Below are 23,120 nucleotides of genomic sequence, written 5' to 3'. Positions count from 1 at the left end.
CATCCATCTGAGGAGGAAAAACCATGCAGCCGATTTCACCAGAAAAGATACAACCGCTGCTTGAGCATTTTTGCAACCGTGACGTCTATCTCCATCTGGAGACAACCAATGGCTCCTACGCCGTCCTGCGGGGAGAAAAAACCATCTCGGTCGGTTCATTCGTGCGCAACGTGGTGGTCCGCTTCGAGCGAGGAATGATTACCGGCAACGGGCCTTATCGTGTCGGTCTGAAAATGGAGCATGGCTGGATCTATGCGGAGGGCTTGACGGATTGGGATCCTGCCAGCACGGAAAACGTTCTGCTCATGGCAGGCCACGACGAGGAAGGCCGTCTGATGATTGCCTTTCAACTAAGTGTCACCCCATTCGGGACAGAAAGCGGGGAAAAAGAATGAAACCGCATGTTTTATTAGTATTCCCTCACCCTGATGATGAGACCTTTGGATTGGGCGGGAGCATCATTTTGCATGCCCAGGCCGGCACACCGATCACGTATCTGTGCGGCACTCTCGGAGAGATGGGACGACAGATGGGCAGCCCGATTACGGCCAACCGGGAAACGCTGCCGCATATTCGCAAACGGGAGCTGCAGGAGGCGTGCAAGCATTTGGGCATCAGCGACCTGCGCTTGATGGGCTATCATGACAAAACCGTCGAATTTGAAGACAGGCAAGCGATGGTAGATCGGATCTATCAAGTGGTCCAGGAAATTCAGCCGACCATCGTCTACACCTATTACCCGGGCCACTCGGTTCACCCCGATCATGAAGCGATGGCGGAGGCGACCATCGAAGCGCTCGAACGCATCCCGCTCCAACAACGTCCTGAGCTGTACTGTGTGGCCTTTTCCAGCAATCATCTGGAGGTGCTGGGCCAGCCCGATGTCGTGGTCGATATCAGCAGCGTCGCAGACAAGAAAATGAATGCGATCAAGGCCCACTACACGCAATCAGCCAAAATGCTGGAGAGATACGAGGACGATCAGCAGCATGCGGAACTGCGCCACTTTTTGGAGGCAGAGCGGTATTACACGTATCATTGGTCAACGCATGAATAAAACCGATCGGATGCTGGCGATCGTCCTTGAATTGCAGCGCAAGGGGCTCATGCGCGCCGAGGATCTGGCGGCCATCTACGAAACGAGCGTGCGCACCATCTACCGGGATATCCAGGCATTAAGCGAATCTGGCGTGCCGGTGATTGGAGCGCCTGGTGTCGGCTATTCGCTCGTAGACGGTTATTTCTTGCCACCCGTCAACTTCACGGAAGAGGAAGCGGTCGCGATGCTGATTGGTGCGGATTTCATCGAGCAAAAATTCGATGCCGCCTATGGAGCCAAAGCACAATCAGCGCAAAAAAAGATTGAAGCGATCCTGCCCCAGCATGTCCGGGCAGATGTGGCACGCATCCGCTCCACGATGAAACTGATCGCGGCCAACGGGTGGGATACGGCGAATGAAGAGGCCACCTTTTTGGAAACTTTGCGTCGCGCTTTGCTGGAAAGAAAAAAGGTTCGTTTTCACTATCAGAAAAAGATGCAGGAAGCAGATGGAAACAGGAGGAGCACTCGTGTGGTGGCCCCTTATGGCCTGGTTCTGGTCCACGGTTCGTGGGCACTGGTCGCATACTGTGATCTGCGACATGACATTCGCCATTTCCGTTTGTCGCGCATGAAGGGACTCACCCTGCTGGAGGAGAGCTATACCCTCCCAGACAATTTCCAGCTGCAACGCTACAGACCGCCAGACAACCGAAATACAGTCGTACGAATTCTTGCTGATGCCAGCATTCGCGACAAGATCGAGGAATCGAATAACTTTTTCATGGAGGCAATCGAGGAGCATCCAGAAGGTTTGCTCCTCCGCTTTCGTGTCAATCACCCTGATGAATTGCTGCGATGGGTGTTGGGATGGGGCGCAGATGTCACCGTCCTGGAGCCTGACTCCTTGCGCATCCGCGTACGCGAGGAAATTCATAAAATGCGAAAACGCTACTGACATACAGGTGTCAGTAGCGTTTTTTTATACTTGGGCTAACCATACAAAAGGAGCTGGTAGTGATGATGAACCCAAACGATATGATCAAGCAAGTGACGGAGCATACGGACCGTTATCTTGCAGAACTTGACACCCTGGACATGCGCCAATTGACGTGGAAGGCAAGCATTGATGACTGGTCCCTTGGACAAATGTACCTGCATCTGATCCATGCTGCGCTTTACATGCAATTGGCCAATGTAGAGGCATGCTTAACGGCAAGCGAGGAGACGGCTTCCGTCCAAAATGGCAAAACAGAGGTGGGCGAAAAGGTCTTCACCCAAGGCTCGATTCCCCCGATTCGCATCCATGTTCCTGCATCGCCGCAGTATACGCCCCCGCAGCCCGAGAGCAGGGAACAAATCATCGGCGGCTTCCAAGCGGTGCTGCAGCGCTTGAAGGAGACGGCACCGCGACTGGAAGCCAGCACGTCCCGCCATCACGTGCAGCATCCCGGTTTCGGCGCATTGAATGCCAGGGAGTGGTTTGCGCTGGTCGAGATGCACTATCGCCATCATTTCCAGCAGCAGGATCGCTTGAAAAAAGCGTTAGCAGACCTTTACACTACTACCTGAATCACCGCATCGAGCGCAATCAGCGCTTCCGCCTCAATCGCCTTTGCCATCACGTCTGTATGCGGATTGTAGCTTTCTAGAAGATCGGCGTCGGCATAGCCGTCTATCGCCAATATGGAGCCTGCTTTTACCCCTCTGAGTGCTGCAATGACGAACAGAGCTGAATTTTCCATCTCTACGGCGAGTACCCCCGCCTTTTGATACAGCTTGTGCGGGAACTCCAACACGCCGTTGTAAAAGACGTCCAGTGTCAGCGTGATGCCTTCCGCTACGTTCAGGTCTGCGTCATGGTTTTTGGCCGCCTGCACCAATGCATCTACTACGTGGCGGTCGGCGACAGCCGGGAATCCAGCGGGAACCAATTGGCTCGTCAATCCGTCCTGGCGCGCGACGGATGAGCTGATCACGAGACTTCCCGGGGTAATGTGCTGCTGGTACGAGCCCGCAGTCCCGACGCGAATGATCACTTGCGCGCCGCCTTTTGCCAACTCCTCGAAGCACACAGCCGCTCCCGGCGAACCGACGCCATGGCTGACGACGGCGACTTCGACTCCCTTCCAGGTTCCGGCGTAGCTGTGATATTCCCGGTTTTCCCCGATGCTGCGATGATCGGTCAGCTTGGAAGCGATCAAAGCTGCTCGCTTGGGATCGCCGCACACGATGATTCGCTTGGGCAGTTGAGCTGGATCTACTTTCAGATTGGTCAACAATTTAATCAAACTCCTTTCTCTCCCACTCGTCTTCTGGGATCGGCAGGGCTTCCCCGGAGAAACGCTCCTCCAGGAAGGGATCGCCATTGATATGAAATCCGTTCTGCTCCCAAAAGCCCGGTTTGTTTTCCGTGATGAATTCAATTCCGCGCAGCCACTTCACGCTTTTCCAAAAGTAGAGATGCGGCACGACCATGCGCAATGGCCAGCCATGCTTGCTCGTCAGTCTCTCCCCCTCGAAGGAGTGGGCGAGCAGCACATCGTCGCGGTCCAGATCGCTCAGAGCCAGATTGGCCGTATAATCATGATCGCCATGCAGCATCACATAAGAACCGCGCGGCTCCACTCCGATGGCCTGCATGAAGTCGCGAAAGCCCACCCCGGTAAAGGCGTTGTCGAAGCGCGACCAGCGTGTCACGCAATGAATGTCCCGAGTCACGGTCTTTTGCGGCATCGCCAGGATGTCCTCGTAGCTGAGAGTTACTTCCCGGTCCACCTCTCCGAACACCCGCAGCGTCCAAGTCTTCATGTCGTATTCCGGCACTTCCCCTTCATGCAGGATCGGAAAGCGCTCCGTCAGCACCTGTCCGGGCGGAAGCCGTTTTGCCAACGCTGGATCGACCGCCGGCACCTTCATTTGTTTGATGCGATCAGCCTTGTTCATGCTGTTCTTCCTCCTTTTTCCCTCACCTACAGACGACTTCTATTGATTGCTGCCAACTCCCCTGTTCTTCTCCTTCAGGAAAAACATCGCGGCGATCGTCAGCACGTACGGCAGCATGGATGTAAACTGCGTAGGAATGGAAAAGCCCTGCAGCCGAATGCTCAGCGCATCCATAAAGCCGAACAGCAGGCTCGACGCCAAAATGCCGAGCGGATGGGACTGCCCCATCATCATTGCCACGAGCGCGATAAAGCCGCGTCCAGCCGTCATGCCTTCAGTAAACATAGTGACCTGCCCCAGGGAAAGCTGAGCTCCCGCCACACCGCACAGCACACCACACAAAAGAATCGCCATGACCTGCAGGCGCGTCGCCTTCAGCCCCAGACTGCGTGCCGCTACCGGATTCATCCCCACTGCCAGGACACGAAAGCCCGTCACGGTCCGATACAGGAAAATGTAGAGCAAAATAGCGGCCAGAAATGCCAGATAGACCAACGGAGAATGGCCGGAGATGATCTCGCATACCACAGGAATATCGTGGATGAGTGGAATCTCCAGACGGGGCAAGCCCGCCATGTCTTTGTCGTAAAAGGCGCCCTTCACATCAAAGATAGCGCGCAAAGCAAACGTCGTAATCCCCAAGGCCAAAAAGTTGATCGCCACCCCGACGACAATTTCATTGGCCTTCAATCCGATCGTCATGTAAGAAAACAGCAAGGAGAACAACACACTGGCTGCCGCAGCAATCAATACGGCGAGGATCAGGCTGCCGGTAAAATGGTTCCCGACGATTGCAGAAAAGGCGCCGACCAGAATCAGCCCTTCAAGCCCTACATTAAAAATGCCAACGCGCGAACAAAGCGCTCCACCCAATGCAGCCAAAAGAATCGGGGTTACCATGCGAATCGTCGAGCTGATGAGAGACCAATCAAGCCACTCCATGCGTATTTCCCCCTTTCTTCTTCCGCTGTTTCCACCAGGTGTAACTGAATTTGGCGGAGATAAACAGGATGAGTACTGCCTGAATCACGCTTGCCAGTTCCAGAGGGACTTCGGTATTCCGTTCCACGCCCATGGCTCCGGTCTGAAAAGCTGCCAGCAGAATGGAAGTGAAGATGACCCCAATCGGGTTGGAGTTGGCCAAGAGAGTTGCCATCAGGCCTGTCCAGGCGAAATTGGGAACGGTCAGGGCGCCGTCGACAAAACGGTAATGGGAACCCAGCACCTCTACTGTCCCGGCCAACCCGGCAAAAGCGCCGCTGGCGAACATCCCTGTCAGCATCACTTTAATCCGCTGTATCCCCCCGTACTGCGCAAAAAACGGATTTTGCCCCAGCATCTTTACTTCATAGCCAAACGGCGTGAAGCGCAGCACCCAGAACAGCAGGAGAGCCGCTGCCAAGGCGATGAGAAAGCCGGCATGCACGCTCATTCCCGCGAACAGCTTCGGAAGCCATATGCTTTTATCCAGCATGACCGTCTGCGCCAACGCGGCTGAACCGCCTTTGTCCTGGAAGGGTTCCGTTACCAGATAGCTGGCGAACAGCACCGCGATATAGTTGAGCAGCAGCGTGGAGATCAATAGAGGGATGCGGAATTTCGCCTCCATATACCCGGCCATCAAGGACCACAGACCACCCATGGCAATTCCCGTCACGAGAGCAGCGAGCATTTTCACGATTCCCGGTGCCGGCAGATAGATGGCTACCAGCGTCGCGCTGATCGCCCCGAGCACCATTTGTCCTTCTGCCCCCAGGTTAAAGACGCCTGCGCGAAAGGCCAATGCGAGCCCCAGGGCAATCAGCATGATCGGCGTGGCGCGCGCCAGGGTAGAAGAGAAAAAATAAAAGCTGCCGAATGCTCCCTTCCACAACTCTTGATACGTGCCGATAATCGACTCTCCGACGGCAGCGATCACCACCGCACCAGTCAACAAGCCGATGAAGACAGCCAACAGCGGCTGAACCAGTGACTTACATAGCTCTTTGACTGCTACCATGAATGCTTCCTCCTGCCATCAGCACGCTGATTTTTTCTTCCGAAGCCTCCGCACGGGATAATTCCCCTGCGATTTTCCCCTTGTACATAACCAGGATTCTGTCCGATAATGCCAAGATTTCGGATAACTCTGAGGAGACGAGCAAAATGCCGTCTCCGCTGTTGCGCTTTTCGATCAAAGCCTGGTGGATGTATTCCATCGCACCGATGTCTACGCCACGCGTCGGTTCAGCCGCCATTAGAAACGCCGTTTGGTGGCCCAGCTCACGCGCAACGATCAGCTTCTGCAAATTTCCGCCTGACAGATTGCCTGCCTGCTCTTGGAGCTGCCGGGAACCCGTCTTGATCGCAAAACGCTTGACCCACTCCTGCACGACACGGCGGAAGGCATCCCGGGCAATCACTCCGCGCCGATTGTAGGCAGCTTTTCGCTGATACCCCATGAGCGCATTTTCTTCCACGCTCTCCGTCTTCGCAGCTCCCCACAGGTAACGATCCTCCGGTATGTGGGAAAGCCCCGTCTCACGGATCTTGGCGACTGACTGGTTCGTGACATCGACACCGCCCAGTCGAACGGTTCCTTCCTGTACCGTCCGTAGCCCGCTTATGGCTTGCAGCAGCTCCGACTGACCATTGCCCGAGACGCCAGCGATTCCGACGATCTCCCCGTGATGGACAGCAAAGCTGACTCGATCGAGCAACAATTGTTTGTCGCGGATTGTCAGGTTTTCGACTTGCAAGAGAGGTTTGCCGTCCAAAGGAAGCCTTTCGCTTAGCTGCTGCAGCTCCCTGCCTACCATCAGCCGGGCCAGATCGTCGACGTCCGTCTCCTCTTTCGCTACACTCCCGGTGACTTTTCCGCCGCGCAATACCGTGATCCGGTCCGCTACCTCCATCACTTCCTGCAGCTTGTGCGTGATCAGGATGACGCTCTTTCCACTGTCTGCCAGATGACGGATCGTTTTGAGCAAATCCTTTACCTCAAGCGGCGTCAAGACAGCCGTCGGTTCATCCAGCACGATAATGTCTGCCCCCTGGTACAAAACCTTGAGGATTTCCACCCGTTGCTGCTCTCCGATCGAGCAACTGGCGACTCGTGCCAGCGGATCAACGGGGATGCGGTACTGCTCGCTCAATTCCCTGACCTTCGCTACGGCCTCTTTTCGCTGGAAAAAGCCGCTCTTGCTGGGCTCGTAGCCAATGACAATATTTTCAGCAACACTAAACTCTCCAAACAGCATGAAGTGCTGGTGAACCATCCCGATCCCGTGTCGGATCGCATCATCGGGACCACGAAAGACAACCGGTTTTCCATGCAGCACCATTTCCCCGGACGTCGGCTGCTCCATGCCGTACAGCATCCGCATCAGCGTCGTTTTTCCCGCTCCGTTTTCCCCGACGATGGCATGCACTTCCCCTTCACCCAGGGTGATGGATACCTTGTCGTTCGCGGTAAAGTCGCCGTACTTCTTGGTCATTTCCCTCATTTCTAATCGGTGTACCATCGCGATCCCCTCCTTTTTTCCGTTTCCTCTCCCCAGACAAACAGCGGACCGACTACCATCGTAGCCGGTCACGTCTATTCCCAACTGTTCGTTTAGAACGATTCAGGCACTTTGCGCGTACCTGCCACGATTTCTTCGCTGATTGCCTTTACCTTGTCGATCACTTCTTGTCCGATAAACGCGTTGAGCGGTGTCGCGCTCTCATGGGTGACATAGGTTACGCCAACGCCTTTTTCCTTCAATCCGTATGTGATGACGCCTGGTTGGAAGGTTCCTTCTACGAATGCTTTTACCGTTTCATAGGCAGCCGCATCTGTCCCTTTCAACTGGGAGAGTACGATATGCTCAGGATCGATCACCGTACGGTCCACGTCTTGTCCTGCTGTATAGAAGCCCTTTTCCTTGGCTGCTTCAAAAACACCCAGATCCCCGACAGCAGCAGCGCCATTGATGAAGTCAGCTCCTTGGGAAGCCTGCAGCAATGCCATTTCCTTCGCTTTTGCCGGGTCGTTGAAGCTGCCTACATAATTGACGAGGAACTCCGCGTTCGGATTGGTCGCTTTCAGCCCTTCCGAAAATCCGCCTGTCCATTTTTTCAACAGCGGAATGTCCATCGCTACGACCATTCCGACCTTGTTTGTTTTCGTCGCCAGACCAGCCGCGGCACCCATCAGGTAAGCCGCTTCCTGTTCACGGAAGGTAACGCTGCGCACGTTCGGGAGGTCAATTACCGTATCGATAATGGCAAATTGGCGATCCGGATTTTCGCCGGCTACCTTTTTCAAAGCATCCTCGGATTCAAAAGACGAAGTAATGATCAGATCATATTGTTCCGCTACCGCGACACGCAAATTTTCTTCGATAGCGCCGTAGTCAGTCGATTCAATCGTTTTCAAATCAACACCAAATTCTTCAGCCGCTTTTTTCGCGCCTTCATCCATTTGCTGGAAGAACGGGTTGACCCCGATTTTCTCAGGCAGCACCAAGGCGATGCGCTTTTTCGCCCCTGTCTCTTCTTTTTGTTCTGCCGGAGCTTGTCCAGCCGCTTGACCATTGTCTGCCGGAGCAGTTCCAGCGCTGCCGCAGCCTGTCGCCAAAACAGCGAATGTGGTTAAAGCCAACCATAACTTTTTCATGATGTCTCCCTCTCCTACATAAATTCTTTCGCTTTTTTGATCTCTAGTAGTTAATGTACGTGTTTTCAGGCAAAAATACAACTATATATACGTACATTTTGTTACAAATATTTTATAATGTTCGTGTATTTTCCCCTTTCTCTTTTATGCATAAAAAAACTCTTCCTTATCGGAAGAGTTTTGCGTCTGCGGCTATCCTCTTCCTCATCTTCCAAAATCCTTTGCATGGATTTTGTAGGAATTGGCACCTTGCTGTACATGGTACAGTGGTTGCCGGGCTTCATCGGGCCAGTCCCTCCGCCGCTCTTGATAAGGTAGGTGAATCTGTTCAGTTTTTATGATTATTTAGTTTAACAGACTCTTTGTAAAACGCAAATTATTTTCGACAAAAGATGCAGTTTACGCCTGATCCTTTTTTTGGAATGACTGCTGCAAACGGTGCGACAGCGTATTCAGCTCACCCAGCTCTTCTGTGATCTCCCGCACCTTGTACTGCTGATTCTCTGCGTTGGCAAACAGTTCTTCCAGATTTGCCACCGACTCTTCAGTCACCGCAGTAATGGTGGACATCTCTGCCGCCACTTCCCCGGAGCGTCTTTTGACCATGTCCATGCTTTCACGAACCTGCTCTGTGGCTGTAAGAAGGTTTTCCATCCCCGCCCGAACAATTTCGATCGCCTCGACAGTTTGTTCCGCCAATTCTTTGCCTTTCGCAACAGACGTTTCCCCGTTGCTCATATGGTGGACGGCATTCTTGCTCTCCTGATGCAGCGAGTGCAGGATTTGGGTGATCTCCTGGGTTGCGGTCGCACTCTCCTCTGCCAGCTTTCGAACCTCATCAGCAACGACGGCAAAACCACGTCCGTGCTCGCCTGCACGAGCAGACTCGATCGCGGCATTGAGAGCGAGCAAATTGGTTTGCGTAGCGATCTGATTGATGGCTCCGACGATTTCCTCCACCCGATTGGCTTGGCTGTTCAACTGGTTGATGGTCGATGAGGCGACGTAGACAGCTTGTACGATCTGCTCCATCTGCGCCGACAACTCGTTCATCATATGTACACTGTCTACCAGACGCTTGTTGTTTTGAACGGCCTCTTCCTTCATCATGTTTGCCTTTTCGGTAACCGAGACAATTTCATGGTCGATCTGCTGGACTTCCTCCTCGATCTTCACAGTGGAGTTAGCCTGTGCCTCCATTCCTGTCGCGACTTCCTTGAAGGCAATCATCATCTCATCCGTATTTTGTCGGGTTCCCTCCGCGTGTCCATGCACGTACTGCGAGGTGCGGTCCAACTGCTCGGTCATCAACTGAATTTGCTCCAGCATCTCGCCCAGCCGCTGTTCTTTTTCCTCAGCTTCCTGTCTCGCAGCGTTAGCCCGATTAAGCGAGGTCTGCCCCGCAAGACACAGGTACGTCACCGACACCATCATTAATACGATGGTCACCAGGCGCACGATCAGATTGATTTCCGAGAAGTCTCCGCTGAACAAATCGTACTGTTGGGTATAAAAACTGACGACAGTAGCGGCGGACTGCGCAATTCCGGCAAAAACCACTAGCTTCCAATCCAGATATGCAGCCAAAAATCCCATCACGATAAAGGCCAGAAAAGAGACTTCTTCATAAGGGGTAAAGTGATCGAAAGAAATGGCATAAAACATAAGTCCGATGGCTACCAGGTAGCGTATAATCCGGCTGTCCTTACGAATGAAATAATACGGCGATACAATCAGCGTGACCAGCAGTCCCAATGATGTGACCATCCAAAAGTTGAGGTCCATTTGGTATGCGATCAATCCTGCCACCCAAAGATGATTCCATAGCACAAAAATCATGAATCCTTCTTTGTTCGTCAGGGTGTTTCGAACCAACTGAATCAAGATTATCCCCCCCTTTTTTTCTGCTACTTTTGGTGTTCTTCCCCATTATAAGACGGTTCAAACGCCTATTGATTGTCAATATGTGAAGAAAATGATAAAGAATTGGGAAATTTTTGTTCCCTCATGCACTGGTTAGACTGACCACTTTTTCCCGATCCGAATAGGCTGATAGGAAGAACATGATTTGGAGAAAAGGGAGGCACCCATTAAAGATGGAACGAAACCAACTGCCCGCAAGCGTCATTGCGAGAACGCTGACACGTCCCAATACGACGATCTACTACCCGCAGCTGACCGGTCTTGCCAACCAACAGGCTGAACATCAGATCAACCAGTCGATTGTCCATACTGTCCAGGGCTTAATCCGCGAACAGGAGCGCGTACAGGTTCAAGGAAACACGCAAATGCAGGGAAGCTATGAAGTCAAAACCAATGAGCGCGGCATTTTCAGCGTCACCCTGAGCAATTTCGCCTACACCCCCCGGATGGCTCACCCGATGACTTTTCTCGGTTCCTTGTCGGCCGATATACAGACGGGCAAAATCTATACCCTGCGCGAATTGTTCAAGCCAGGCAGTGATTACGTACGAGTTTTATCCGACAACATTAAAAAACAGATCGCACAAAGGAATTTGCCTACCTTGAGCCCATTTACTGCCATTTCTCCGGAACAGGACTTCTATCTCGCTGACAAATCATTGGTCATCTACTATCAGCTTTACGAGCTCTCCCCCTACTATGTCGGGTTTCCCATGTTCCCGATCTCCGTATACGATCTGGAGCCGATTATCAATGAAGAAGGACCGCTCGGCATTCTGTCCATCGACGTGTAGAGGAATTAATTCAGAGGCAGGAAAATGGCGATGAGGAAGGAATAATCGGGGAGATAGCTTGTTACCCATTCCACGGCAAATGAGGTTTCCCTATGGCAAAATGGCAAACCAAAGAGCAGTTGACCCAGCTTTTATGCGAGCTGGTCAAAATCCCAAGCATAACTGGTTCTCTGGCAGAAAAACAGCTGCCCGACTATCTGACTCGGCAATTGCAGACTCTTCCCTATTTTCAGGAGCATCCCGAACATCTCCGCACGTCTCCCACAGATGACAGACGCCACCTCGTCACCGCCTTGGTCAAAAAGGCAGGGAAACGAGATACGGTCATTCTGGTCAGCCATTTTGATGTCGTCGGGGTGGAAGACTACGGCGCCTGGGAAACGCATGCCTTTGACCCCGTAGAGTTGACTTCGTACTTTCACGCCCATCAGCATGAGCTTCCCGCTGATGTTCAACGCGATCTGCGCGACGGGAATTGGCTGTTTGGACGGGGAACGATGGATATGAAATGCGGGCTGGCCCTTCATCTGTCTTTGATCGAACAGGCGTGTAACGGGGAGTTCGACGGCAATCTCCTGTTGGTGACCGTACCTGACGAAGAGGTGAACTCGGTAGGGATGCGCGCAGCCGTTCCCGCCCTGCTGGAGCTCAGCCGGGAATTCGGCCTGGAATACAGGACATTTTTGAACTCAGAACCCGTCTTCCCGCGCTTTCCCGGCGACCCCAGCAACTACTTGTATACGGGTTCCATCGGGAAAGTGTTGCCGGGCTTCCTTTGCTACGGCAAGGAAACCCATGTAGGCGAGCCCTTTGCGGGACTGAACGGCAACTACATGGCTTCCCAGCTTACCTGCGAGTTGGAGCTGAACACGTCCTTTTGCGAAATCGTGGAGGGCGAGTCGACTCCTCCGCCAACCAACCTGATGCAAAAGGACTTGAAAAAAGAGTATTCTGTACAGATCCCGCATCGCGCTGTTACCCTTTTCAATCTCTTCCTGCTGGAAAAGAAGATGGAAGATGTCGTACAGCCCCTGCTGGATGCCGCCCAAAACGCAGCCGAACGGATGGTGCAGACATGGACGCATCAGGCAGAGAAGTTTGCTGGCCTCAGCCCTTTTCAGCCCAAGCCCTTCTCCATTCAGGTCATGTCCTACGAAACCTTGCATGACTACGCCCTTCGCACATACGGAGAAGAGAAGCTGCAAGCCTTGCACGCTTCTGTCCTGGCGAATCGGAATGACAAGGATGACCGTGATCTGACGATTGAGCTGGTTGATCAGCTGGCAATCCTTTGCAAAGAGCTTGCGCCGATGATCATTCTCTTTTTTGCCCCGCCTTTTTACCCGGCTATCTCTTCGCGCCTTGATCCGCTGATCCAGCGAACTGTATCCGAATTGGAAGCCTACGCGCTGGCCAAGCACAAGGTGAAGTTGGTTAAGCAGAACTACTTCGGCGGCATTTCTGATCTGAGCTATGCCGGATTGCAATACCCGGCAAGTTCGATGCAGCCGCTCATTCGCAATATGCCGTTGTGGAATCAAGGCTACTCCATCCCCCTACAGGAAATGGAGGACTTGAAGGTACCCGTATTGAACCTCGGCCCGATCGGACGGGACGCCCACCAATGGAGCGAGAGGCTCGATGTGGACTACGCCTTCGATACCCTAAAGGCGATGCTGACGCACTGCATCCATACGCTTTTCCACAATGAAAAGCCCAGCGGGCATTCCTGACCGCTGGGTTTTCCTGTCATACGGCTATAAGATCGGGGACAGCAGACGGGTCAAAGACTCCTTGATCCGCATGTGAATCGGTCTGTTCAGATAAGCTGCCATCGTCAGCTCCTGGCATTCGTCGAGATCTTGCAGGAAGAGCTCCTCGAGTTGAACCGCGACCTTTGAATCGTAGAGGAAGGCGTTGGTTTCAAAGTTGAGCTTAAAGCTGCGGATGTCTACATTGGCGGAACCGACCGAGGCCAGTTGAGTGTCGACCACAAGTGTCTTGGCATGCATGAAGCCCTTCTCATACTGGTAGCAGCGAATACCGCTCTTCAGCAACTCCCCCAGATAGGAATGAGTCGCCCAGTAGACCATCTTTGAGTCGGGACGGCCGGGAACCATCACTCGCACGTCAACACCTGACATCGCAGCCATTTTCAAGGCGGTCAGGATACTGTCGTCAGGAATGAAGTAAGGAGTCTGCAGGTAGATCCTTTTGCGCGCCTTGTAGATCATTTTCAGGTAGGCATGCTTGATCTGCTGTTTCTCTGAATTGGGACCGCTTGACACGATCTGGATCCCCACACCGTCTGCACTCTCCTTCATCTCTGGAAAGTACTTATGCGATTCTTCCATCCGCTTGCGGGCAGATAAATTCCAGTCCAGAAAAAAGCGCGCCTGCAGCAAGTAGACTGCTTTCCCCCGAATCTGCAGATGTGTATCCCGCCAGTAGCCCAGTTTCTTGCTTTTTCCCAGGTATTCGTCGCCGACGTTGAAACCACCAATATACCCGATCTTCCCGTCGATAATCACCAGCTTTCGATGGTTGCGGAAGTTGACCCGCAGATTCAAAAACGGGATGCGGCCCGGGAAAAAGGAAATGACTTCCCCCCCAGCCGCCACGAGCGGGCGAAAAAATCTCCGGGGTAAACTGGCTGAACCCACCGCATCGTACAAAACTCTTACTTCCACACCCTGCCTTGCCTTGGAAGCCAGCAGCTGGACCAGACGACTGCCCAGCTCGTCGTTGCGGAAAATGTAATAAAGCAGATGGACATGCTCTTTTGCCTGCTCGATCTGCTCCAGCATCGCATCAAAAAGCGGCTGTCCTTCCGGAAATATCTCGACGTCATTGTCTTGCGTGTAATAAGCGCCGTCACTGACGATATTCATGTAGATCATGTCCCGATGCCGCGCCATGGCCGGGTCATTCGTGTCCAGCTCTCCTCTTTCCAGAAGCAGCTTTTGTTTATCGATCGCTGCGCGAAAATGGGAAAACTCCCCTTCTCGAAGCCGGTACAATTTCTTCTTGCTCAGCCTTTGGCCAAGGATCAGATAAAAAATGAAGCCGATGCCTGGCAAAAACAGCAGAACAATCAGCCAAGCCCAGGTAGCGGCGATATTCCGACGCTCCATAAAGATCAACACTGAGGCCAAAATCAGGTTGATTATCGAGATGAGGGCAAAAATTTGCTCCAATAATAGCATCCAACCACATCCGCGTCTTTGAGATTCTATTATTTTACACTATCCCTTGAGCGGATTCACCTTTCCATGCTGCGGCCATTTTAGTTTGTGGTCTTCAGACTGTAGTGGAGGTGAGGAAAAAGGGAAAACGCCGAAGGCGGGTTGGGATCTTTGCTGGGGGTCATCCCTGGCCGCCTCCCGCTCCAAAGGCCGAACCGCGTCCAAAAGCAGCCGTCTCGAAGAAGTACAGCAAGGTTGGACGCTAAACCCGGTTCCGCCTCCCGCTCCGGCTTGGTCAAGATCCCAAATGCCTCCCGCTTATTTCCCTTTTTCCTCGGCCAGCTTACTCTGCTCCCCAAGCAAAAAAACCGTCTATTGTTTTAGCCTGTTGAAAATCTGCTGTTCCGGAGGAGAAGCATGTTTCCAGGCGGAGCGACTAGCGGAGTCCAGCCTAGCGGAACAGCGAATCCCGGGGAGACAGAAGCGCAACCTATGAGTAAACTTCTGAGCTGCGCGCCGTTTTGCGCTTCCCCCGGGATCGCTGTGGAGCGGACAGTTTCACTCCCTTGTCGGACGCAGACCGGAGCGCAGATCGGAAACATGCTTCTCCCCACTACAGTGACATTCTCGAAACATTTGAAACCCCAGTACCTAAAGGCACTGGGGTTTCGGTTTACATGATGTTTGGTGGACTTTCGCAGTGCTCCCTCGAGACGGAGGTTCACAAGACCAGTTTTACGCCGCTTGCCTTTTGTTCCAGCATTTTGCTCAATATCGTGCCGATGTGGGCTCCAGCCTCGATCGGGGATGTTCCCTTTGCGTGAATATTGGAGATGACTGTGCGCTCTGACTCCACGATTCCCTTGCGTGGACGGTAGCACATATAAGCGCTCATCGAGTGGGCGGTGACCAGGCCGGGTCTTTCCCCGATCAGCAGCACCAGCACCTCGGGCTCAAGCAGTTCTCCGATGTGATCCATGCTGGCTACCCGGCCTCCTTTGACAAAGAACGGCGTTCCACAGCTTAGTCCGTAGCTTTGCAAAGAATCGAGGAGGGAAGGCAGCACATCGCGCAGATTCGCGTCGATCGCACTCGCGCTCAAGCCATCCGAGACGACGATCTGCACCTGCGGCCTCATCTGGCAGCGTTCCTGCAGCAGACGAACTCCTTCCTCGTTCAAAATTCTCCCCATGTCCGGACGCTTCAAATAGTTCTCCGTATTGTCGTACTGCGTCTCCACCGTAAACAGAGAAAATTCGTCCAGCAGCGCCTGATCCACCTCGCCGTACACGGCGTCTACAGCAGCCGCATGGTCGCGCCGCAGCTGCAGCATCGTGCGGGTCAAGGGCCTCACCCCTGTTCGCCAGACCCCGATACGTGCAGGCGTGCTCTCCAGAAGCTCCTGCAATCCTGCCTCCCACTTGGGATGGGGGACATGTGCTGTTCTCTCCGGTTCTGCTTCAGCAGTATCGATTAAATCCTCTGATTCCTGCATCACCAACGCCGGCTCTGCTTGTACAGGCGTCTGCTTGCCCATTTCCGCCAGCTTTTTCTGCAGCTCCGCTACGACCCTGTCTACCAGGACATCCAGTTGCTGTTCCATTCGCGCCACCACCTCCTTTTACATGAAGATCGTCGGATCGCCGGCTATGGCAGTCAGCTTGCCATTCTCCATGATGCCCATCTTCTCCAGCCACTTCTCAAAAGCGGGAGCCGGACGCAAGCCCATGACCTCCCGGAACGCGGCGATATCATGAAAGCTCGTCGACTGATAATTCAGCATTACATCGTCCGCCATCGCGACGCCGATGACGAAATTCACCCCGGCAGCAGAAAGCAGAATTCCCAGATTGTCCATGTCGTTCTGATCGACCTTCATGTGATTGGTGTAGCAGACGTCGCAGCCCATCGGCAATCCATGCATTTTGCCCATGTAGTGATCCTCCAGACCTGCGCGAATGACTTGCCTGCTGTCGTATAAATACTCGGGTCCGATAAAGCCCACGACCGTATTGACGATAAACGGATTATATTTTCTGGCCAGTCCGTAGCAGCGCGACTCCATCGTCAATTGATCGATGCCGTGATGAGCCTCCGCAGAAAGCTCGGAGCCTTGCCCGGTCTCGAAATACCAGTAGTTCGGCCCGGTAGACGTCCCTTCCTTTCGGATCAGTTCATCCGCCTCGTCCAGCAAGGCGACATCAATCCCGAATGCCCGGTTTCCATCCTCGCTCCCCGCCAGACTCTGAAAAATCATGTCTGCAGGCGCCCCCTGCCGAATCGCCCGCATCTGCGTGGTGACATGGGCCAGCACACAGTTCTGAGTCGGAATATCCCATTTGTTCATGACTTCTTTGGTCATCAACAAAATGTCCTTCACACTGTCTGCCGTATCGATGACCGGATTAATGCCGATCACCGCGTCTCCGCTCCCGTAGCTCAATCCCTCGTAGATCGCCGCCTTGATCCCCTGCACATGATCCGCGGGATGATTGGGCTGCACTCTGGCAGCCAGGACACCAGGCTGACCAATCGCGATGTTGCAGTGGGTGATATTGCGAATTTTGGCGGCGGCTGTAATCAGGTCGAGGTTGCTCATCAGCTTGGCGCTGGCGGCGATCATCTCGCTGCTCAATCCTCGGCTGATGCGTTTCAACTCACTGTCTGTCGCTTCATGACTCAAAATATATTCGCGCAGCTCGGCGACACTCCAATTTTGAATTTCCCGGAAGATTTTTTCGTTGATTCCCTCTTCGATCACACGCGAAACCTCGTCATTTTCTGCCGGCAGCAGCGGATGGTTGCGTATGTCGGACAGTGTGAGGTCGGACAGCACCTGTTTTGCGGCCACCCGCTCGCGGGAATCGCCTGCAGCAATCCCCGCCAACTGATCGCCTGACTTCTCCTCATTTGCCTTTGCAAAAACTTCCTTCAGATCGCGGAACTGATAGGTTTCTCCCAGTACCCTCGTCTTTAAATTCATCACATCCACCCCTCTTTCTTACGCCCGTTCGTCAAAAGCGAGTGTCTTGACTACAACGGGAATAATCGTTCCCGATATCGGCTCCCCCAGGTCGATGTAATCGCCGTACTCCACCCGCACCTGGTCGATGCAGATGATTTCAGGCGCCCCTTTGCAGCGCAGGAAAAGCGCCTGTCCCAGCGCTTTCGCCATATCCGTCTCACAGATAACCACCATCGTTTTGCTTTCGGAAAAATATCGCTTGTATGCATCTGCCAGTTCCTGGGCGATCCGCTGCAGCAGCGCATACGAGCAGTAGCCGATCCCCGACAGTGCGAGGGCAAATGGAATAGCTGTGGAGGAACCGAACAGACGCAAACCAAGTTCGTACACACTGGTTGCCTCCTGGTGCAGTCTGACCGGATTTTCCCACTCCTCGCGGGCAAGCTCCAGCTTCAGGATCGGCAGGTTTTTGATCGGCAGCAGCTCCGGCTTGATGTGGACAGTGGAGCCGCTAATCTCTGTGCTTTGCATGCCTGCGCCAATCACTGTGGCGCGAACCGTCTGTTCCGGCTCAATCCAGCGAAACGGATACGTCTCACGCTCCCTCACCTGCTGCAGCATCTGACCCAGCATCGGTCCAAAATCGCCATAGCGGCTTACTTCCGTCAGATCTCGTACCGGGTCAGCATGCATCAACGCTCCGACTCCGCCAGATATGGAGAACTCTTCTACCGGGATGACTTCCTGCATCTGCTGCCCGGATACAAGCAGACCGGATATTTGCCGTTCCCTCCCCGAGAGGTAATCCAGCATGCTTCGGCTCATCTGTAAAGCGATTTCCTGGAGCTGGGCGTATGTTGCCGTCTCTCCTGCCCGAACCGACAGTCCCTTTGCTGTCAGCCACGAGGTGATGTTCGGAGAAACATACGAGACTGCCCCCCTTTCATCGAGGCGAATCAGACGCCCGCCTACATGAAAGGTGACAGTAGCAATCGCCTTTCCCCGATAAAAGAAAACTGCGTTTGCCGTTCCTCCGCCGATATCCACGTTGACGACGTTTCCTGCTATAGCTTGAGAGCGTTTTTGGGCGCCGGCCCCTTTTCCCGCAAGAACCCCTTCCAGGTCGGCTCCCGCGGTCGCCACGACGAAATCGCCTGACCGCTCCGCCAAAAGATGGACGATATGCTGGGCATTCTTTTTGCTCGCCGTCTCGCCCGTGATGATCACAGCACCTGATTTGATCTCGGACAGGCTGATCCCAGCCTTTTGGTACTCGTCCTTCAGGATGGCTCCGATCCTCTCTGCATCGATCTCATCGAAACCGATCAGCGGGGTCGTATAGACCGGACTGGCATAGAGCAGTTGTCTTTCCACGATCTGAAACCGCGGCAGTGAAAACGTGCTGGACATCCGCCCCAGCCGCAGCCTGCTCACGATCATTTTGGTGGTGCTGGTTCCCACGTCGATACCGACGCTTTTGATCCACTGCTCCTCCATACACGCCTCCTCTCCGCCGTTCAGACTCCTTCCCGAAATACAAGGATGCTCGAACATCCGCATGCATCTGCATTCGGATCAACTCAAGCATCCTTGCCCGGCAGTTTCTTCACTTTTCCTTCACACCCATAAATCTGCGCCTTTGCATCAAGCAAGAGGCTCAATTGGATGCTTATCCGCCAGAATTTCCTGGGCGAGCTTTGCCAGCGGCACGCGCCTTTGCATGCTCACCTGCTGCATCCATCTGTAGGCGGCTCCTTCCTCCAGCGACAACTGTCCCATGAGCTTCCCCTTTGCCTTCTCGACTGCTTTGCGGTCCTCGATTTTTTGCTTCAATTCCACGATATCCCGTTTGAGTGACGCTTCCTTCTCCTTCTGGCTCAAGGCAATTTCGACTGCGGGAAACAGATCCTCCTCCGAGATCGGCTTGACCAGATAGGCTGTCACCCCTGCTTTGCGCGCATCCTGGATCAACTCTCTTTGGCTGTATGCGGTCAATAACAGAATCGAGCTGTCCGAAAAGGAACGGATAATCTGACTCGCCTTGACGCCGTTTAACACAGGCATTTTGACATCCATGATGATCAGATCTGGCTTGTGGCGATGTGCGAGCGACACCGCCTCTTCTCCGTTCTTGGCCTCCGCCACGACCAGATAGCCTTCGTTTTCCAGCATCTCCCGCAAATCCATACGAATGACCGGCTCATCATCCACGACCATAATCCTCGGCTGTGTCATCTGCATCCTCCTTATGTATCGGATAGAGAATGGTAACCTCCGTACCGTTGCCTGTATTGCGAAAGTGGATCGTGCCCTCGAGGTCCTCTTGCACGAGGGTTTCCACTATCTTCAACCCCAAATGCCCCTTTTCCCAAATATGCTGCGTATCCGCCATCCCGATCCCGTCATCTGTGACAGAGAGACTGACAAAATTCTCTTTGGGAACAAGCTCGATGGCGATGACGCCCTCCTGACGCTCCGTGAACGCGTGGATCATGCAGTTCTGCACCAGCTCCGTCACGATTAGGGCGAAGGAGGTCGCTTTGTTTGAAGGCAGATAAAATGATTCGCCCGTGATGAGCACCTGTATCGACTGTTCGGAGCGCCTCATGGAAGAGACGATAATTTTGGATATTTTTGTTAAAATCTCTTTAAAGTCGATTTTGTCCAGCCCATCATGAGCGAGATATTCATGGATGATTGCGATGCTGTTGATGCGATTGATGCTCTCGCGGTACACCTTCTCCAATTCGGGCGATGAGGAACGCCTCATCTGCAGACGCAAAAGACTGGAGATCGTCTGCAAATTGTTTTTGACTCTGTGATGAATCTCCTTGATGACGGCTGACTTGATCATCAGTTGCTTCTCTTTTTCCCGAATGTCCGAGATGTCCCGCAGCAAAATAATGCCGCCGATGATGTCCGGCTTGCGTGCTGCCGAAACTGCCTTCATCATGATGAAATTTCTCCCGCGCGCCAGCTCTTCCTGGACGTAGCCGCCGTGTCGGACGAAATACTCCGGAGAGACGCGCCAGGCGAAGATTTCCTCGATCCCCACTCCTTTATGGGGGGATTCAAACCCGATCTGCTGCAATAATTCGTGCGCTCGTTCGTTGGCGTAGGTGATCCTCCCCGTCTGATCGAACAGGATCATCCCCTCGTGCATGAGAGAGGTAATGGGCATGTCGGGAACAGCAAACTGAATCAGGGTTTCACTCAGATGCTCCGTGGTTTCCTTGAGCATTTCCACGTTTTTTTCCTGCTCGACCTGCTTGGAAATGTCTTGTTCGGTGATCAAAGTGCCGATGGTCTCGCCGCTGCCATTCTGGATCGGCACCACGTTCTGCCGCATGACGACCTGCTCTTGGGAGACGCCACGCGAACCGATGACCGCTTTTCCCGTCGACAGGCAATACATGACTGCGGGCTCGTTGCCCGCTGTAGCCAACTGACCCACGACGGAACCGCTGTACAGTGAGCGCGCCGTCGAAGGCGAAGCCTGAGCCACGACCAATGCAGAGCTGTGGTCCGCTGTGGGGCAATCGATAAACATGTCAGCCTGCGACAGATCGGCGAAAATCTGCAGTTTGGACGCCAAATCCTCCAGGATGCGGATATCTTCCTCGCGCAGGGTGGTAGCGGATAGACAGAGTTCTCGTAATGACTGCATAGGCTCCTCTCTTTTCGAAGGGGTATATTGTCATAATTTTCCCACAAATACTCCCTGACGAAAAGAGGTTTACGGTTTGCAATGGGCCTGCAAAAAGCTGCGCAGCTCCTCTACTCCCTCCAGCGTGTGAGCCGACGTGCAAAAGATCCTCGCCCCGCCAATGGACTGGCGCAAAAATGCTTCCGCCCGCTTCACATCTGCTGCTGGATGATCGGCTTTGGTAATGACCCCGATGCACGCATGGGGAAAGCCTTGGGAAAAACCAGGCGGGAAGTAGTTGCGGTCGCGAGTCGCGTCCTGCACCATGACAATCATTCCCGCTTCGAGCGCAGTTGCCATCAGCGTGCGGTAAAACATTGGATTCTCACTATACTCGCCAGGCGTGTCGATCACCCAATCCGCGTATTCCAGGGCCTGCGTTTTCCGCGCGGGCTGTTCCTTTTGCAGCAGAGCCTTGATCAGCGAGGATTTGCCCGCTTCGATCGCGCCAATTACCATCACGCGCTTGCTCATGATTTCGTGACCAGCGCCGGAGTGAAGCGCAGCTTTTCGTTTAATACGCGGTTGACAGCCTCCACCGCCATCTCTACCGCCGCTACATCCCCCACGACGATCAGCGAGCCTGTAAAGCGATCGAGGAAGCCCAGCTCCACATCCGCAGCCTTTGTGGCGATATCAGCCGCAATGATCGCTGTCTCGGTCGGCGTCAGGGTGAGGATTCCGATCGCTCCCGCCTCATTGATCCCCAGCTTGGTATAGAGCATCGCATCGGGATTGGCGATGACGTGCGCGAGCGTCACCTGTTTGCCCGGTACGAATTCCTGAATCACCCGCGAACGTTCCTGTTCCATCCGCTATTCCTCCTCCGCTGCTCCCGGAACCTCGAACGAGTCGACGATTCCGACGATTACCGCATCAATCGGCACATGGTTGTTGGCAAAAAGAATCCGGGCTGGCGTACCGCGGGAAACGATGACCTGCTCTCCGATCCCGGCGCCGATTCGGTCTGCGGCGATGACGGTCTGCCCTCCGTCACGTCCGCGCCAGTCGATGGGCTGCACCACCATCAGCTTGAGGTTTTCCATGCCTGTTTCCTTTTGCGTGGCCCAGACACTGCCAATTACTTTTCCCAAAAACATCGGATCACCCTTTTCCCAGCATGCGGATCGTAATGCTTCGTTCGCGCATGGCATCATAGGCCAAAGGCGAAATGATCGTACCTTTTTTTACCTGCAATACTGTCTCGCGAAGCTGAGGTTGGGAGTATACCCAATCAGCTGTTAACAGCCTCCCGGTAAATACCGCCTCTTCCTCGTCCACACGTTCGCTTGCCGTAGCATGGTGTGATCTCTCCTGGCCTTGCCGCTTGCCTTTCAACCTGGCGATTACACGCTCCGCCAAACGCTTCTGCTCCGCAAACTCTACCCCGAGCACCTTCAACTGCTCGACATGTTGACGGAACAATTGCTCATAGGCGGGTGGCAATGCCAAGGTCTGCAGCGTGCGGCGATCCGCGCGTTTCAAGCCCGGCGAGTCTGCACCGACTACGACAAATTTGCCTGTCACCAGCGCCGAAAAGACGATTTCTGCCTTGATCGTCCCCTTTAACCCCGTGGCGATCCGCGCCGCATTGTCCAGATCGATTTCTGGAATGACAATGCCTTCGTATTGCGCCGGGACCTCCAGGGGAGCAGGAGCGTATTCGTCTGCGGCGAGGATTTTCCCCGCCCCTCCGCACTCGATCTGATGCATACCCAGCCAGGAGGAAGTTTCTCCGTCCAAAAAGAGAATGTCATGGCAGATTCCGTATTTTTTCAATTGAATAAAATGATCTCCATATGCTTCGTGCGCCTGGCTGTCGCAAAACACATACAGGACGCGCGGTGCCTTCTCCTGCTCTTCTCGGTACTGCGCTTGCAGGATTTCCTTCGTGATGGCCGCGACCATTTCCCGGATGTTGAT

Annotated in this window: 23 protein-coding genes and 1 riboswitch; of the genes, 6 read left to right on the top strand and 17 right to left on the bottom strand. The window is 53.7% G+C overall.

Annotated elements, in window-relative coordinates; genetic code table 11:
* Nucleotides 1-23: 23 nt before the first annotated feature.
* The 4 genes from T458_RS53225 (at nt 24) to T458_RS53210 (ending at nt 2,611) form a co-directional block, all read left to right on the top strand.
* The gene (locus T458_RS53225; RefSeq protein ID WP_023559292.1) at nt 24-395 is read left to right on the top strand and encodes a YojF family protein; all 372 of its coding nucleotides are present in this window, start codon (nt 24-26) and stop codon (nt 393-395) included.
* Nucleotides 392-1,057: a bacillithiol biosynthesis deacetylase BshB2 gene (gene bshB2 / locus T458_RS53220; RefSeq protein WP_023559291.1), complete on the top strand. Its 666-nt coding sequence runs from the start codon at nt 392-394 to the stop codon at nt 1,055-1,057. The genes T458_RS53225 and bshB2 overlap by 4 nt, the downstream gene beginning before the upstream one ends.
* On the top strand, nt 1,050-1,997 hold the full coding sequence (locus T458_RS53215; RefSeq protein ID WP_023559290.1) for a helix-turn-helix transcriptional regulator: 948 nt from the start codon (nt 1,050-1,052) through the stop codon (nt 1,995-1,997). Before bshB2 ends, T458_RS53215 begins: the two co-directional genes overlap by 8 nt.
* A 62-nt stretch (nt 1,998-2,059) precedes the next feature.
* Entirely contained in the window at nt 2,060-2,611 is a 552-nt protein-coding gene (locus tag T458_RS53210) for a DinB family protein (protein ID WP_023559289.1), read from the top strand.
* Here T458_RS53210 and T458_RS53205 read toward each other — a convergent pair.
* From T458_RS53205 to T458_RS53170, 7 genes are all read right to left on the bottom strand, one after another.
* Nucleotides 2,596-3,321, bottom strand: coding sequence for a nucleoside phosphorylase (locus T458_RS53205; RefSeq protein ID WP_031306249.1), 726 nt, complete (start codon nt 3,319-3,321; stop codon nt 2,596-2,598). The genes T458_RS53210 and T458_RS53205 overlap by 16 nt on opposite strands.
* A gap of 1 nt (nt 3,322) precedes the next feature.
* Nucleotides 3,323-3,985 (bottom strand): sulfite oxidase-like oxidoreductase, encoded by a 663-nt coding sequence (locus T458_RS53200; protein ID WP_023559287.1) that lies wholly within the window; start codon nt 3,983-3,985, stop codon nt 3,323-3,325.
* A 39-nt stretch (nt 3,986-4,024) separates the two neighbouring features.
* On the bottom strand, nt 4,025-4,927 hold the full coding sequence (locus T458_RS53195; protein ID WP_023559286.1) for an ABC transporter permease: 903 nt from the start codon (nt 4,925-4,927) through the stop codon (nt 4,025-4,027).
* Entirely contained in the window at nt 4,914-5,984 is a 1,071-nt protein-coding gene (locus T458_RS53190) for an ABC transporter permease (RefSeq protein WP_023559285.1), read from the bottom strand. Before T458_RS53190 ends, T458_RS53195 begins: the two co-directional genes overlap by 14 nt.
* Nucleotides 5,959-7,488 carry an ABC transporter ATP-binding protein gene (locus tag T458_RS53185; RefSeq protein ID WP_023559284.1) on the bottom strand — a complete coding sequence of 510 codons (1,530 nt, stop codon included), beginning with the start codon at nt 7,486-7,488 and terminating at the stop codon, nt 5,959-5,961. The genes T458_RS53190 and T458_RS53185 overlap by 26 nt, the downstream gene beginning before the upstream one ends.
* Nucleotides 7,489-7,580: 92 nt before the next feature.
* On the bottom strand, nt 7,581-8,624 hold the full coding sequence (locus tag T458_RS53180; protein ID WP_023559283.1) for a BMP family lipoprotein: 1,044 nt from the start codon (nt 8,622-8,624) through the stop codon (nt 7,581-7,583).
* A 201-nt stretch (nt 8,625-8,825) separates the two neighbouring features.
* A riboswitch (SAM riboswitch) is annotated at nt 8,826-8,940 on the bottom strand.
* A gap of 83 nt (nt 8,941-9,023) precedes the next feature.
* On the bottom strand, nt 9,024-10,508 hold the full coding sequence (locus tag T458_RS53170) for a methyl-accepting chemotaxis protein (protein WP_023559281.1): 1,485 nt from the start codon (nt 10,506-10,508) through the stop codon (nt 9,024-9,026).
* Between the two features lie 212 nt (nt 10,509-10,720).
* Here T458_RS53170 and T458_RS53165 point away from each other — a divergent pair, with 212 nt between their 5' ends.
* Together T458_RS53165 and T458_RS53160 are read left to right on the top strand one after the other, a co-directional pair.
* The gene (locus T458_RS53165) at nt 10,721-11,341 is read left to right on the top strand and encodes a DUF3298 and DUF4163 domain-containing protein (protein ID WP_023559280.1); all 621 of its coding nucleotides are present in this window, start codon (nt 10,721-10,723) and stop codon (nt 11,339-11,341) included.
* Between the two features lie 92 nt (nt 11,342-11,433).
* Entirely contained in the window at nt 11,434-13,074 is a 1,641-nt protein-coding gene (locus T458_RS53160) for a M20/M25/M40 family metallo-hydrolase (RefSeq protein WP_023559279.1), read from the top strand.
* Nucleotides 13,075-13,098: 24 nt separating this feature from the next.
* Here the strand turns inward: T458_RS53160 and cls are convergent, their stop codons facing one another.
* From cls to T458_RS53105, 10 genes are all read right to left on the bottom strand, one after another.
* Complete coding sequence (gene cls, locus T458_RS53155; RefSeq protein WP_023559278.1) at nt 13,099-14,547, bottom strand: cardiolipin synthase; 1,449 nt, start codon at nt 14,545-14,547, stop codon at nt 13,099-13,101.
* Nucleotides 14,548-15,247: 700 nt separating this feature from the next.
* On the bottom strand, nt 15,248-16,129 hold the full coding sequence (gene eutC, locus T458_RS53145) for an ethanolamine ammonia-lyase subunit EutC (RefSeq protein ID WP_023559276.1): 882 nt from the start codon (nt 16,127-16,129) through the stop codon (nt 15,248-15,250).
* A gap of 18 nt (nt 16,130-16,147) precedes the next feature.
* Nucleotides 16,148-17,509, bottom strand: coding sequence for an ethanolamine ammonia-lyase subunit EutB (locus tag T458_RS53140; RefSeq protein WP_023559275.1), 1,362 nt, complete (start codon nt 17,507-17,509; stop codon nt 16,148-16,150).
* Nucleotides 17,510-17,527: 18 nt separating this feature from the next.
* Nucleotides 17,528-18,988 (bottom strand): ethanolamine ammonia-lyase reactivating factor EutA, encoded by a 1,461-nt coding sequence (locus tag T458_RS53135; protein ID WP_023559274.1) that lies wholly within the window; start codon nt 18,986-18,988, stop codon nt 17,528-17,530.
* 147 nt (nt 18,989-19,135) lie between these two features.
* Complete coding sequence (locus tag T458_RS53130) at nt 19,136-19,732, bottom strand: ANTAR domain-containing response regulator (RefSeq protein WP_427331654.1); 597 nt, start codon at nt 19,730-19,732, stop codon at nt 19,136-19,138.
* Nucleotides 19,695-21,158 (bottom strand): sensor histidine kinase, encoded by a 1,464-nt coding sequence (locus T458_RS53125; RefSeq protein ID WP_023559272.1) that lies wholly within the window; start codon nt 21,156-21,158, stop codon nt 19,695-19,697. The genes T458_RS53130 and T458_RS53125 overlap by 38 nt, the downstream gene beginning before the upstream one ends.
* A gap of 69 nt (nt 21,159-21,227) precedes the next feature.
* Nucleotides 21,228-21,671: a EutP/PduV family microcompartment system protein gene (locus T458_RS53120; RefSeq protein WP_023559271.1), complete on the bottom strand. Its 444-nt coding sequence runs from the start codon at nt 21,669-21,671 to the stop codon at nt 21,228-21,230.
* The gene (eutS, locus tag T458_RS53115) at nt 21,668-22,009 is read right to left on the bottom strand and encodes an ethanolamine utilization microcompartment protein EutS (RefSeq protein WP_023559270.1); all 342 of its coding nucleotides are present in this window, start codon (nt 22,007-22,009) and stop codon (nt 21,668-21,670) included. Before eutS ends, T458_RS53120 begins: the two co-directional genes overlap by 4 nt.
* A gap of 3 nt (nt 22,010-22,012) precedes the next feature.
* The gene (locus tag T458_RS53110; RefSeq protein WP_023559269.1) at nt 22,013-22,297 is read right to left on the bottom strand and encodes a EutN/CcmL family microcompartment protein; all 285 of its coding nucleotides are present in this window, start codon (nt 22,295-22,297) and stop codon (nt 22,013-22,015) included.
* 4 nt (nt 22,298-22,301) lie between these two features.
* Nucleotides 22,302-23,120, bottom strand: coding sequence for a hypothetical protein (locus T458_RS53105; RefSeq protein WP_031306248.1), 819 nt, complete (start codon nt 23,118-23,120; stop codon nt 22,302-22,304).

Origin of the sequence: Brevibacillus panacihumi W25 (assembly GCF_000503775.1) — a bacterium.
GTDB classification, from domain to species: Bacteria; Bacillota; Bacilli; order Brevibacillales; family Brevibacillaceae; genus Brevibacillus; species Brevibacillus panacihumi_A.
The sequence above is the reverse complement of the archived record's forward strand: the minus strand, read 5'-3'. Positions and strand labels throughout refer to the sequence as shown.

What these genes read in the sequence shown, in the direction of transcription:
- T458_RS53225 (WP_023559292.1), top strand. Translation starts at nt 24, where the DNA reads ATGCAGCCGATTTCACCAGAAAAGATACAACCGCTGCTTGAGCATTTT.
- T458_RS53190 (WP_023559285.1), bottom strand. Translation starts at nt 5,984, where the DNA reads ATGGTAGCAGTCAAAGAGCTATGTAAGTCACTGGTTCAGCCGCTGTTG.
- T458_RS53110 (WP_023559269.1), bottom strand. Translation starts at nt 22,297, where the DNA reads ATGTTTTTGGGAAAAGTAATTGGCAGTGTCTGGGCCACGCAAAAGGAA.
- T458_RS53135 (WP_023559274.1), bottom strand. Translation starts at nt 18,988, where the DNA reads ATGGAGGAGCAGTGGATCAAAAGCGTCGGTATCGACGTGGGAACCAGC.
- cls (WP_023559278.1), bottom strand. Translation starts at nt 14,547, where the DNA reads ATGCTATTATTGGAGCAAATTTTTGCCCTCATCTCGATAATCAACCTG.
- T458_RS53195 (WP_023559286.1), bottom strand. Translation starts at nt 4,927, where the DNA reads ATGGAGTGGCTTGATTGGTCTCTCATCAGCTCGACGATTCGCATGGTA.
- T458_RS53185 (WP_023559284.1), bottom strand. Translation starts at nt 7,488, where the DNA reads ATGGTACACCGATTAGAAATGAGGGAAATGACCAAGAAGTACGGCGAC.
- T458_RS53125 (WP_023559272.1), bottom strand. Translation starts at nt 21,158, where the DNA reads ATGCAGTCATTACGAGAACTCTGTCTATCCGCTACCACCCTGCGCGAG.
- eutC (WP_023559276.1), bottom strand. Translation starts at nt 16,129, where the DNA reads ATGGAACAGCAACTGGATGTCCTGGTAGACAGGGTCGTAGCGGAGCTG.
- T458_RS53180 (WP_023559283.1), bottom strand. Translation starts at nt 8,624, where the DNA reads ATGAAAAAGTTATGGTTGGCTTTAACCACATTCGCTGTTTTGGCGACA.
- eutS (WP_023559270.1), bottom strand. Translation starts at nt 22,009, where the DNA reads ATGGAACAGGAACGTTCGCGGGTGATTCAGGAATTCGTACCGGGCAAA.
- T458_RS53160 (WP_023559279.1), top strand. Translation starts at nt 11,434, where the DNA reads ATGGCAAAATGGCAAACCAAAGAGCAGTTGACCCAGCTTTTATGCGAG.
- T458_RS53210 (WP_023559289.1), top strand. Translation starts at nt 2,060, where the DNA reads ATGATGAACCCAAACGATATGATCAAGCAAGTGACGGAGCATACGGAC.
- T458_RS53130 (WP_427331654.1), bottom strand. Translation starts at nt 19,732, where the DNA reads ATGCAGATGACACAGCCGAGGATTATGGTCGTGGATGATGAGCCGGTC.
- T458_RS53165 (WP_023559280.1), top strand. Translation starts at nt 10,721, where the DNA reads ATGGAACGAAACCAACTGCCCGCAAGCGTCATTGCGAGAACGCTGACA.
- T458_RS53200 (WP_023559287.1), bottom strand. Translation starts at nt 3,985, where the DNA reads ATGAACAAGGCTGATCGCATCAAACAAATGAAGGTGCCGGCGGTCGAT.
- T458_RS53120 (WP_023559271.1), bottom strand. Translation starts at nt 21,671, where the DNA reads ATGAGCAAGCGCGTGATGGTAATTGGCGCGATCGAAGCGGGCAAATCC.
- T458_RS53215 (WP_023559290.1), top strand. Translation starts at nt 1,050, where the DNA reads ATGAATAAAACCGATCGGATGCTGGCGATCGTCCTTGAATTGCAGCGC.
- bshB2 (WP_023559291.1), top strand. Translation starts at nt 392, where the DNA reads ATGAAACCGCATGTTTTATTAGTATTCCCTCACCCTGATGATGAGACC.
- T458_RS53140 (WP_023559275.1), bottom strand. Translation starts at nt 17,509, where the DNA reads ATGAATTTAAAGACGAGGGTACTGGGAGAAACCTATCAGTTCCGCGAT.